The sequence below is a fragment of the Acetivibrio straminisolvens JCM 21531 genome (assembly GCF_000521465.1).
Classification (GTDB): Bacteria; Bacillota; Clostridia; order Acetivibrionales; family Acetivibrionaceae; genus Hungateiclostridium; species Hungateiclostridium straminisolvens.
On the sequence record NZ_BAVR01000047.1, the window covers coordinates 18,442 to 30,244 of the forward strand.

Sequence of the window (11,803 nt, forward strand, 5' to 3'; positions counted from 1 at the left end):
GTCGTATAATGGTATTGTTGATTTTATTTAACTCAAAAAAGAAAAATACATCAAGAAACAATGAGATAAGGGGAAGTTGTATGGAAAATTCAAATTTGAGGGAGAGTCTGGCTGACTCTAAAAGAGTAGTAATAAAGGTAGGTACTTCAACTCTTACATATGAAAATGGTGAAATGAATCTTGCAAGAATAGAAAAGTTGGTAAGGGTTATATCGGACCTTATGCATCAGGGCAAGACTGTGGTATTGGTTACATCCGGAGCAATAGGAGTAGGCGTGAGCAAGTTGAAATTAAGTTCAAGGCCTAAAGAGTTAAAGGATAAACAAGCCGTTGCTGCTGTAGGGCAGTGCGAGCTTATGCATATATACAGCAAGTTGTTCTTGGAATACGGTCATATAGTGGGACAGATTCTTTTGACTCGTGACGTAGTTGAAAATTCTACAGGTAAAACCAACGTAATAAATACGTTTGAGACTTTGTTGGAAATGGGAATAATACCCATAGTCAATGAAAACGACTCGGTGGCAGTTGATGAAATAGAGTCCGGTATAAACAAAGTGTTTGGAGACAATGACACATTGTCGGCAATTGTTGCTACTTTAGTTAACGCAGATTTGCTGATAATTTTATCGGATATTGACGGTTTTTATGACTGCGATCCGAGAACTAATGAGTGTTCGAAGCTCATTTCAGTAGTTGAGGAAATAACGCCTGAGGTCGAAAAATGTGCAGGAGGGGTTGGAAGCTCAAGAGGTACTGGCGGTATGGTTACAAAGCTTTCAGCTGCAAAAATTGCCACTTCTGCAGGCATAAACATGGTCCTGGCAAATGGTGATGATCCGCATATTGTTTATTCTATTTTGGCAGGCAAAGATGTAGGTTCACTTTTTTTAGGTAGAAAATCAGACTCTTAATAGAAAAATTCGTATTCTTAATGGAAAGGGGAAAGAAATTTTTAAACTACGAAAGGAGGGCGCAATTTGAAAAAATTTATATCCGCAATAATTATTATTTCCATGCTTACTATTATGCAGTCGTATGCAGCCAATGACAGCCGGTTGTCCTATGACACCGCAAACGAGACCATGCTTAAAAGCAGCAGAGCTGTGTTGAAGCAGAAGCTGTCGGAAAGAAAGGCTTTTTTCAGTACAACGCTACGGTACAGCGTACCAGAGGAATTGATACGGATATGACTACTATCGATACTCCCATAGGGAAATTTACTTATGTTTATCCTCCCAATATCCAGGTACTTCTGACCAAACAGACAGAACTCCTGCCCCTTCAGATGAAATTTTATTGGAAGATGACAGACAACGGCAGGATTGTTACCGAAAAGGCACTTTCGCTAGGGCTTAGGGATTTGTACCTTGGATTTATGAAAGCCGATATGGACTATCAATTGAGTATGGAAAAGCTTAAGCTTCAGGAAAAGAAATATAATACTGCAAAACTCAAAGCTCAAGACGGGCTAATTTCGGGAATTCAACTTGAAGAAGCAGAGTATGATTACCTGAAAGCAAAAAAGGATGTTGAAAAAAACAAAAGAAGCAGGGAAAACATGCAAAGAACCGTTAACTCCTACATAGGTGTACCGATTGACACAGCTTACGACAAAGTATTGTATTCCGAGCTTACAAGGAATCTGACATTAAATCCTGTAGAATTTTATATCGAGAAGGCTTTGGAGAACAGGCTTGAGATAACCAGCTTAATTGAGGAGATTAAGATTAAGGAGCAGCACCTAGAAATCCTTGGAAAGGGCAGGGCGAAGGATATATATCCGGACATACGAAACGAATATGAAGATGTGTCCTTGGAAATAGAGACTCTGCAAGTTCGGCTTGACAAAGTAAAATACGATGTGGAAAATAACATAAAGTCTGCTTACATAGATGTAATAAAGGAAAAGGACAATATGGATATTTTGCTGCAAACATTGAACATGCAGAAAAGAAATTTCGAAAAGCTTAAAGCCCAGCACAAGCAGGGGTTGATACCTGAAATGATACTTTTGGAAGTAGAGCTTGGACTTAAGGAGTTGCAAAACGGATTTAATCTTACGGTTTACAACTATAATACAAAAAAAATGAAGCTTGAAGAGGCAGCGGGCTTAGGCCCGGCATACTAGAAAGGGTGGTGCATATGAAAAAGAGGATTCTGGGTTTGGTTTTGACCGCACCTTTGATATTTACTATTACAACAGTTCTGGCAGTTGGAGAAAATCTGGTATTTAATATTGAAGGCTTTCAAAAATATGCTGTTGAAAACAGCAGACAGGTTAACATTGACGACCTGGAAATAAAGACTAAAGAGAGCGCTCTTGAGGATGCAAAGGAAGATGCACAGTTTCTGTCCTCTGCCGGCACCAAGAGTGAAAGGCTAAAAAATGATATCAAGAAAGAAGTTTCTCCCCTTGAAGCAGAGTCAAATCTTGAGTATGCAAAAAGAGCGAAACAGAAGAATATCGACAATTTAAAGCTGGATGTATATAAAGCGGCTCTTGACAGACTTCTTATTGAGAAGGAGCTAAATTTGCAAAAGGAAAAACTGGATATACTGAGCGAAAAATACTCAATGGCCGAAGCACGACACCGGGAAGGAAAGATTACCGAAAATGACCTCAATGATGTAAAGTATGCTTTGGATACTAAAAAAATTGATGTTCAGAAAGTCGAAAAAAATCTGAAGACCGCCGAGCTTGAGCTTAAAAGACTTTTGAACCTTGAGCTGGACGATAAGGATTTAAAAGTCGAGGAAGAGCTGACATTGTCAAAGTGGAAGAGCATAAACCTTGAAAAAGTTATAAAGGATGCTATAGAAAAAAACATAGATATTTATAAAAAGGCTGAGGACCTTAAGGCAAAAGAGAAAACGATGGAGCTAACAGAGAAGTACTACACCGAGGGCAATTCAACATATAATGAAAATAAAACAAGTCTTGAACTTGCAAGAGTAGAACTGGAAGATGCGAAAACAAGCTTGGAAGTACAAATTAGAAATAAGTACAATGACCTGCTTACAGCAAAAGATAATGTGGAGCTTGCTTCTAAGTGGCAGGATATCCAAAAAAAGAAGCTTGAAAATGAGGAGCTTAAATTTGAAAAAGGACTTATAAGCAAGGAAGAGCTTTTGAATCAAAAGAAAATATTTGGATGCAGAGTATCAGACATTTGCCGCAATTCGTGATTTTAACGTTTTAAAGGCTGAGTTTGAAGAGTTGTGCAATTAAATAAAAATTAAAGTAAAAACTTAAATTTGACGATGGGCACCCAAAAAGGGTGTTTATCTGTATAGGACGGTTTTGGTATAAATTACTATTGCAAAAAGGCTGTGATATTGAAATGATTATCGAGATAAAAAATGTGGATAAGGTGTACAAAAACGGAAAGATTGAAGTTAAAGCTCTAAAAAAAGTTAATTTGTCTGTAGAACGGGGAGAATTTGTATCAATTATGGGACCTTCGGGCTCAGGCAAGTCAACCCTTATGAATATTTTAGGCTGTCTTGACAGGGCAACATCGGGCAAATACATACTTGACGGAATGGATATATCGGGGCTTAATGAGGTTGAGCTTGCAAAAATCAGAAACTTGAAGATAGGCTTTGTATTTCAGTCATTTAACCTTCTTCCCAGAATGACGGCTCTTCGGAATGTAGAGCTGCCGATGATATATGCCAGGGTGAATGCAAAGGAAAGAAGAAGAAAAGCAGAAATAGCATTGGAAAGAGTGGGGCTTAAAGACAGAATGAATCACAAGCCAAATGAGATGTCGGGAGGTCAGAAGCAGAGAGTAGCCATAGCAAGGGCACTGGTAAACGACCCCGCAATTATTCTGGCAGATGAGCCTACGGGAAACCTCGACAGCTATTCGGGGGAAGAAATCATGGATTTGTTTCAGGGGCTAAACAAAGAAGGAGTTACAATAATTCTCGTTACGCATGAACCCGATATTGCACAGCATACAAAGCGGATTGTGACATTTAGGGACGGATATCTAAAGAGTGATGTAGAAGTACAACGGCCTCTTGATGCAAAAGAGGTTATGAGAAGATTACGTATTGAAATGGAGGCGGCAACATGAAAAAAATTGTGTCGATAATAATTGTATTAGCAGTACTTGGAGGACTTGTTGCATTAACTTACCTTGTAAGCGGCAATATGGAGCAGGTATTTAGCAGCACTTCCGTCTACAGCGTAAGAACTGTTGAAATCGGAAAGGGAAATATATCTTCGTCGGTTTCGGCCTCAGGAAAAATTGAGGAAGCTGATTCCTATGACATTTATATAGACAATCCTACAAAGGTTAAAAAGCTTTTGGTGGAAAAATACCAAAAGGTATCAAAGGGTCAGCAGCTCATGGAGCTTGATATTGAGGCTATGGAAACGGAGCTGGAAAAGCTCAAAATAAACAAGAAGGTTCAGGAGCTTTCCAAAATCTCTCCGGCAGTTGATGCGGAAATAAAAAGAGCCGAGTCGGCAGTTAGGAGTGCGGAGCAAGCTTTAAGCGATTGCGAAAAGAGATTGGAAGACAGCAAAAAGCTTTTTGAAGCTCAGGCAATATCAAAAAGTGAGCTGGATATGGCCGAAAATGCTGTAAAGGATGCAAAAACTGCGCTGGAGAATGCAAAAGTTTCCTACAATGCTGCCATAGAAAGCAGAGATATGGACAAAAAGGTAAAGGAAGAGAATCTTAATGCGACTATACTTAGTATCAGCGACCTTGAGAAGAGAATTGAAAAAACAAAGGAATCAATGATTTGCCCTGTTGACGGGGTTATTACCGAGATAAATGTTCAGGAGGGAGCTTATACAAACAATGTTCAGCCTGCTTTTAGGATTGTGAATCTTGAAAAGCTGAAGGTAAAGGCTATGGTAAGTGAATATAACATTAAGGATGTAAGAGTGGGACAGAGGGTTAGAATCACCGGAGATGCCATAAGCGAGGATGTGGAAGTGTACGGAGTGGTAGAGAGTATCTCCCTGTTGCCAAGTCAAGTGTAACATCTGTGGGAGAGGAAGTAGTGATTGAGGTGGATATATCAATTGACAATGCCGCTTCAGAACTGAAACCGGGACTTAGTGTCGATTGTGAGATATTGACCAGCGAGAAAAATGATATAGTCGTAGTACCGATGGGAGCCTTAAAAACCGATAAGGATGGAAACGAGTATGTATTGCTGGTGGACAAAGAAAAAGGTGTTCTGGTGCAGCGAAATGTCAAACTTGGCATTATCTCCGACATGACTGCTGAGGTTTTGGAAGGGCTTAACGAAGGAGATTTTGTTGTAGATGATCCGCAATCATTCCATAAGGATGGATCTAGAGTAAAGATAATAGAATAATTGAAAAGAGGTGCTACAAATGAGCTTCCTGGAAAGTATTAGGCAGGCGCTTGACAGCCTTAGAGCAAACAAGCTGAGGTCCATTCTTACCATGATTGGAATTGTGATGGGTGTATTTTCAATTATTACTATAATGGCAATTGGAAATGCTACTGAAGAATATATTAACAGTCAATTTGAGAAAATCGGTGCCAACGTGCTCACCATTGGTTACAAAAATATGAACGTTGACAACGATGAGAGGTTGTATCTTGAAGATATTGAGACAGTAAAAAAAGCTGCACGGGAGATAAAAAATGTCACAACCTACATTCAGCGTACGGGTACATTTCGATTAGATACAAAAACCAGGGGCGCTTTGGTATATGGAACCACAGCCCAGTACAAAGATATTACACCGATGGAGATGGCAGCGGGTAGGTTTTTTACTGATTTTGACGTATCTTCAAGGTTGAAGGTAGTGGTTGTTGATGAATACTTTGCCAAAAGATATTTCAACAAGGTGGATATAATAGGTGAGGTAGTACAATTTAAAGCACCCTCAGGAAACTACAAACTAAAGATAATTGGAGTCACAAAATCCATCAATGAGGCTATGGCGAGTTTGTTGGACAATGAGGACTTTCCTACTCAAGTATATATGCCTATTACCACGGTTCAGCAAATGTATTACAACAATAGAACTCTAGACAGCATACTTGTTACATTGGACAAGGAAGAGGATTATAAAGAAGTGGGGGACAGAATAGTAAGGGCTCTGGAGATAAGCAAAGGTAAAAGAGACATATATATGACATACAGCACCCAGGATTCCCAGGAAATTCTCTCAAGCATAATTGGTGTTGTATCGGCGGTGCTTTTGGTTATTGCAATTATTACTCTCATTGTTGGAGGTATAGGCATTGTAAACATATTGCTTGTTTCCGTGACAGAAAGAATAAGGGAAATAGGCATAAGAAAGGCTTTGGGAGCGCGGAAGAAAGACATAATATTTCAGTTTATTACAGAGTCAATTATTATGACGGGAATAAGCGGCAGCATAGGGATATTTTTAGGAGTTTTGGGAGGCAATATTATTTCTCAGATTATTCAAATTCCGCCTGTTGTTGATGTTCCTGTAGTTGTCGGAGCGTTTCTAGGGTCGGTAGCATTGGGACTCATATTCGGCGTGTACCCTGCAAAGAAGGCGGCGGACTTGGACCCCATAGAATCGCTAAGATACGAATAATCAAAGGATGGAATAATCTTAAGAATATAAAAAGCTCTGAGACTTTAAGCCCAGAGCTTTTTATATTCTTTATTATCTGTTATCTCGCCTGAATACTCGAGGAAGTGTTTGATCAAGTTCCTCAAGAAAATCGGTCCACAGGGTTCTGTCATAAGGCATTTCATCAGTGCCACCGGGAGCATTGTTGTCAATATCATCTAAATCCGGTGCTTGTGAAGGACCGTGGATATTACAGTACTCTCCTTCGGGAAGCTCGTATTTAATGTCGGCAGGCGCCTTTTCTCCGGGCTTCTTGGGTACATAAGGCACCGGACGCTTTATAAATATCTTTTCCTGCACCGAATCACGGGGACAGTATTCACCGGCAAGCAAGTGATTTCCGTTGGCATCGGTGCTGTCCTTGCATACTTGTGCCTTGACGTGTACATCGCATAAATCCTCATCCGAAGGCTCCGTACCCTTGATGAATAATTCATTTCTCACTGCAGAACCTCTAGGATCATTGGCACATAAATCTGTTGCGGTTTTACCGGAGTAGATGCATATACTCTTTCTTACAATACCATCGGGTTCGGTAAATTGCACCGGCTCCAAGTTTTCGTGTACTTTTTCCATAACATCATGCCAAATTTGCAGCGCTCTGTTCGATTCGGCGCTTGAAATGCTGGCATTGTGGTCATAACCGTACCACACAGCTCCCACATAATAGGGCGAAAATCCTACGAACCATTTATCATAGTTGTCGCTGGTAGTACCTGTCTTACCTGCCGTAGGCATTTTTCCGTTTTGCAACTGACCGAGACCGACGGCTGTTCCGCCCGATTCTCTCACGACACTTCTCATCATGTCAATCATAACATATGCAGCAGCTTCATCATAAACGATGCTGCTTTTTGGCTTTTTCTCCAGAAGGACATTTCCTTGCATATCCAGAACCTTTGTATAGGTTACGGGTTCATAGTATATTCCTTTGCTGACGAAAGGCACATATGCCGCTGCCATTTGAAGAGGATTTACACCTTTATAAAGTCCACCCATCGCGAGCGACAGATATCTTTCATTGTCTCTGTTTATATTGACCCGGTCAAGATATTCCAAAGACAAATCAGGACCTAAAATATCCTGCCACACTTTGGCTGCCACTACGTTTACAGATCTTTTTATACCGTTGCGGATAGAGGTAAGTCCGGCATATGTGTGGTCATAATTGGTAGGGTATGCACTTTTGTCTTCACCCAGTAAGTACACAGGGATATCATCTATGATTGTGGCAGCGGTTATTCTTCTCTCATTAATGGCAGGTCCGTAAATGGCAATTGGCTTGAAAGTCGAACCCGGCTGCCTCTGTACCTGGGGATCCGATGCCCTATTAAGAGGTGCCCCTATCTTTTCTCCGGAACCTCCGTAGAGAGCTCTGACATAACCGTTGGTCCATAATTACCATAGCCGCCTGAGGTGTTTGGCTGGTCTTTTTGTTTATTTTTGTGAAATACTTTTCGTCTTTAAATATCTCATCCATTGCCTTTTGAACCTTAGGGTCCATCGTGGTATATATTTCAAGTCCGTTATTATAAATGGTTCTTATGGCCAATTCTTCCGAATAACCCAGTGCCATAAGATCTCTCTTTACGTCTTTTACAACCTGATCTATAAAGTAGGGCTGATTGCTGACATACTCCGACGTGCGTTTGTTTGACTCGGCAAACTTCAGTTCTTCATTTATAGCATTATTGTATTCCGTCTGGGTTATATACCCTGATCCAACATTTCTTTTAAAATAACCCTCTGACGTTTAATGTTGTTTTCTTTACCTTTTTCGGTGAAGGGATCGTATCTGCCGGGCCAATTGGTAATACCGGCTAAAGAGGCACATTCGGCAAGGCTAAGTTCGCTTACATCCTTGTTGAAATAAGTTTGTGCGGCAGCCTGAACTCCATAGCAGTTCTGTCCCATATATATGAGGTTCATATAAAGTTCCAGTATCTGGTCTTTGCTTAGATTACGCTCCAGATTGAGCGCAAGTCTCCACTCCTGGACCTTTCGCTTAACGGATCTCTCCTCGTTGCCGGTAAGATTTTTTATTACCTGCTGCGTTATGGTACTACCACCGTAAGATGATGCTCCGGGCTTGAAGAAATTTATTACCGCTCCCGTTATTCTTTTAAAATCTATACCCGGATGATTGTAAAAACGTTTGTCCTCAATTGCTACAAAGGCATCTTTCAAATCCTGCGGTATATCTTTAAAATCAACCATTTCTCTGTTTTTGTCTCCTTGCAACGCCATAATTTCGTTGCCGTTACAGTCATATACCCTGGTGGTAAAACCTTTTAACATAAGATGTTCCGCAGTGAGGTCTTCTGTAGTTTTGACATAAGCTAATGTCATACCCGATAATATGCCTCCTGTAATAACTGTAAGCATAACTGCAAAAAAGATAAAGACCCTAAAGGACGACAGTATTACTCTAAAAGGCTTATTGGTCCGCTTCTTGTTTGAGCTTTTTTGAGTTCTCTTTGAAGCAGTTCCTGTTTTCGAGTTCATAAAAGTTCCTCTCCTTTTTTAAAGTAAAAGCAAATGTTGTTTGCTTATCCAATTATCTCTTTAATAAAGATTCTAGTCTAAACTTATTACATTATAACATAAAATTGTGAAGTGATAAAAAATTCTTTGTAATTTATTTGATAATATGTGCTCACGGAGGACAAGCTTTAGGCATAAAATAAGTAAAGGAGGGTTTTTTATGAGGCGAAAAACCAATCTTTACCGAAGACTCTGGTATTGGAAAAGGAGCAGGGCAAGATTTAATACATACATAATAATTGCAATAATTATTATTGTCCTAGCGCTTATTATAGCTTTTGCTGAAGGCAGGATAAGGCGAAGCATTATGGAAATATCCGAACACCGGACAAAGGCAATAATAAACCGTACGGTAAGCAGGGCCGTAAATGATAACTTCCATGATAATGTAAATTATGATGAAATTGTAATAATCAACAGAGATGAAAATGACAGGATTGATTCCATACAAACAGATATAGTAAAGCTCAATAGAATATATTCCGATTTATCCCTCGACATTCAAAACAGGCTTTCGGAATTGAAGGATGAAAGAATATCAATTCCACTGGGTGCGGTGTTTGGGGATTCTTTATTTGCAGCCAGCGGACCGAGAATCAATGTTAAAGTAATTCCCACAGGGAGTGTGGAAACGGATTTCAAATCGGAATTTGTCAGCGCAGGAATCAACCAGACAAAGCACAGAATATATCTTGAGGTAAAGACCATTGTGGGAATTGCGGTGCCGTTTACGGCTAAAAAGACGGAAATAACAACAAGTATACCTGTAGCAGAAACAGTAATTATAGGTGATGTTCCGGAGTTTTATATAAATAGAGGAATGGATAGGTGACAATATCCAAACCTTCAGAACAAAAATGGTTGGTAAAATAAAAGTCAGATGGAGTCTTGACTCCGCCTGACCTGGAAAGTTACTGAAATCTGCTGCTTTGCTTTTGGAAAGTCAACGGTTATTTTACTTCAGATTAAGATTTGCCGCTGTCTTTATCTTTTGTGTTTTTGTCTTTTTTTGAATTTCCGCCATCCTGATTCTGAGTATTTGAGCCGGACACCATTTTGCAGTTTCCTTCAAATATACTTCCTTCATCGGATATGAGGCTTTGAACCAGTATATCTCCATAAAGCTGTGCAGTTGACATGACCCTTAATATTCCCTTGGCTTCGATATTTCCATCCACTCTGCCGGATATGTACACATTGTTTGCAAATATGCTTCCGTTTACATGGGCATCTTTGCCTATGTAAACATCACCTTTTACTTTAATGTCTCCGTTTATTTTGCCGTCAATTCTGATGGTACCTTCTGTTGTAATGTTGCCTTCCAAGATAGAATTAACACCTATAAGTGTATCAAAAACATCCGGGCTTGAACTTTCCTTTTTATTAAACATGCTTAGCCTCCCCTTTAATAAGATATTGTTTAATGCCTTTTATCTACTAATAAGATATGAGATAAAGCTTTTATTTGCTATCCAAATATTGAAGCGGGTCCGTAGGGACATCGTTGAGCCTTACTTCAAAATGCAAATGGGGACCTGTACTTCTTCCGGTACTACCCACTGTCGCTATTTTATCTCCCTTTTTGACAGTTTGTCCTTCTTTGACAAGAAGAGTTTGGCAGTGGCCGTAAAGTGTGCTAAGACCGTAACCGTGATCGATAATAACACATTTGCCGTAATTGCCGTACCAGTCTGAAAGGATAACTTTTCCGCTTGCCGAAGCCCTTATTACGGTACCGTAGTCTGCTGCAATATCAAGGCCTTCATGTTTCTTTTGGGAAAAATTGAAGGGATCCGAGCGGGTTCCGAAATTGGAACTGATTCTTCCTGAAGCCGGCCATAGAGTAGGAATGGAATCTACGTACTCTTTGAGCTTGGATTGGGTATCGCTTAACTCGTTCAGAATATCGGTATCATCACCGTTAATTTCTTCGAGTTTGTCTAAAATGCCTTTAAGTTTGTTTATATCGTTTATAAAGGCACGATCATCTCTAAGACCGGATCTTGAAGCTGTAACGCTTTCCATATTGCCGTCAATATATTTTGCGGTCATATCCCTGTAGAGACTTGTAAAGCTTTTGATTAATTTATCCTGTTCTTCGATTTTTCTAATATATGATTGAATAATTTCCTCTCTTTCAGTAATCAAATTCATTTGCTGGTTATTGACTGCAATAACCTTTTTCCTGTCATCGTTTAATGCACGGTTTTCGTGCATCAAATATGTAATCAAAATTCCGGAGCAGATAAACATAGTCAGTAAAACAGCACCTAAAGCCATTAACTTGTATTTTACGGAAGAGATTTTAAACACCTTTATCTCATCTGTATTGTGAGGAATAACAACAATCGATAAATATTTGTTTTCCTTTCCGTGGTTTGATCTTTTCATAACAACCGCCTTTTATTTTAATTTATTATTCATAGCAAATTTTTCATAACAAAACCTTATTTATTATATCATTGTCAAAAATAAAATCAAAGTCACAATTAACAATATAAAAAATCGAAAAATACATATTCTTCTATATTATATACAAAAATTCGCATCATTATAAGATATAGCCTCATATAAAAGTCAAAAAGCCGTGAAGCCCGGTTATCCTTATACCGGTAATCCTATATATAGGTGTAAATAATTATTACC

The 11,803-nt window shown here is 39.3% G+C and carries 14 protein-coding genes; 9 read left to right on the top strand and 5 right to left on the bottom strand.

All coding sequences use genetic code 11. From position 1 onward, the window contains the following. Window positions 1-80: 80 nt before the first annotated feature. The 8 genes from proB (at window position 81) to JCM21531_RS12375 (ending at window position 6,574) form a co-directional block, all read left to right on the top strand. The gene (gene proB / locus JCM21531_RS12350) at window positions 81-914 is read left to right on the top strand and encodes a glutamate 5-kinase (RefSeq protein ID WP_038290348.1); all 834 of its coding nucleotides are present in this window, start codon (window positions 81-83) and stop codon (window positions 912-914) included. Between the two features lie 66 nt (window positions 915-980). Beyond that, entirely contained in the window at window positions 981-1,193 is a 213-nt protein-coding gene (locus tag JCM21531_RS22145) for a hypothetical protein (RefSeq protein ID WP_243467619.1), read from the top strand. Next, on the top strand, window positions 1,190-2,131 hold the full coding sequence (locus tag JCM21531_RS12355) for a TolC family protein (RefSeq protein ID WP_243467620.1): 942 nt from the start codon (window positions 1,190-1,192) through the stop codon (window positions 2,129-2,131). Before JCM21531_RS22145 ends, JCM21531_RS12355 begins: the two co-directional genes overlap by 4 nt. 14 nt (window positions 2,132-2,145) lie before the next feature. Continuing rightward, entirely contained in the window at window positions 2,146-3,189 is a 1,044-nt protein-coding gene (locus JCM21531_RS12360) for a TolC family protein (protein WP_243467621.1), read from the top strand. A 155-nt stretch (window positions 3,190-3,344) separates the two neighbouring features. Continuing rightward, entirely contained in the window at window positions 3,345-4,085 is a 741-nt protein-coding gene (locus JCM21531_RS12365; protein ID WP_038290349.1) for an ABC transporter ATP-binding protein, read from the top strand. Next, entirely contained in the window at window positions 4,082-5,005 is a 924-nt protein-coding gene (locus JCM21531_RS12370; protein ID WP_243467622.1) for an HlyD family secretion protein, read from the top strand. The genes JCM21531_RS12365 and JCM21531_RS12370 overlap by 4 nt, the downstream gene beginning before the upstream one ends. 20 nt (window positions 5,006-5,025) lie before the next feature. Then, window positions 5,026-5,346: an efflux RND transporter periplasmic adaptor subunit gene (locus tag JCM21531_RS22150; RefSeq protein ID WP_243467623.1), complete on the top strand. Its 321-nt coding sequence runs from the start codon at window positions 5,026-5,028 to the stop codon at window positions 5,344-5,346. Between the two features lie 19 nt (window positions 5,347-5,365). After that, window positions 5,366-6,574, top strand: coding sequence for an ABC transporter permease (locus JCM21531_RS12375; protein WP_038290341.1), 1,209 nt, complete (start codon window positions 5,366-5,368; stop codon window positions 6,572-6,574). 72 nt (window positions 6,575-6,646) lie between these two features. Here JCM21531_RS12375 and JCM21531_RS22155 read toward each other — a convergent pair whose 3' ends face one another. The 3 genes from JCM21531_RS22155 to JCM21531_RS22165 all read right to left on the bottom strand — a co-directional run bounded on the left by JCM21531_RS22155 (window position 6,647) and on the right by JCM21531_RS22165 (window position 9,118). Then, window positions 6,647-7,960 carry a transglycosylase domain-containing protein gene (locus tag JCM21531_RS22155; protein ID WP_279379052.1) on the bottom strand — a complete coding sequence of 438 codons (1,314 nt, stop codon included), beginning with the start codon at window positions 7,958-7,960 and terminating at the stop codon, window positions 6,647-6,649. Further along, window positions 7,944-8,189: a hypothetical protein gene (locus JCM21531_RS22160; protein WP_243467624.1), complete on the bottom strand. Its 246-nt coding sequence runs from the start codon at window positions 8,187-8,189 to the stop codon at window positions 7,944-7,946. The genes JCM21531_RS22155 and JCM21531_RS22160 overlap by 17 nt, the downstream gene beginning before the upstream one ends. Window positions 8,190-8,320: 131 nt before the next feature. Next, window positions 8,321-9,118 (bottom strand): transglycosylase domain-containing protein, encoded by a 798-nt coding sequence (locus tag JCM21531_RS22165; protein WP_243467625.1) that lies wholly within the window; start codon window positions 9,116-9,118, stop codon window positions 8,321-8,323. Window positions 9,119-9,317: 199 nt separating this feature from the next. On the opposite strand from JCM21531_RS22165, the gene yunB reads away from it, so the two are divergent. Next, a complete protein-coding gene (gene yunB, locus JCM21531_RS12385; RefSeq protein WP_038290342.1) occupies window positions 9,318-9,989 on the top strand; it encodes a sporulation protein YunB in 672 nt (223 codons plus the stop codon). Window positions 9,990-10,122: 133 nt separating this feature from the next. Here yunB and JCM21531_RS12390 read toward each other — a convergent pair whose 3' ends face one another. Next, the gene (locus JCM21531_RS12390; RefSeq protein ID WP_038290343.1) at window positions 10,123-10,548 is read right to left on the bottom strand and encodes a bactofilin family protein; all 426 of its coding nucleotides are present in this window, start codon (window positions 10,546-10,548) and stop codon (window positions 10,123-10,125) included. A 70-nt stretch (window positions 10,549-10,618) separates the two neighbouring features. Beyond that, window positions 10,619-11,548, bottom strand: coding sequence for a M23 family metallopeptidase (locus tag JCM21531_RS12395; protein WP_038290346.1), 930 nt, complete (start codon window positions 11,546-11,548; stop codon window positions 10,619-10,621). Window positions 11,549-11,803 lie beyond the last annotated feature (255 nt).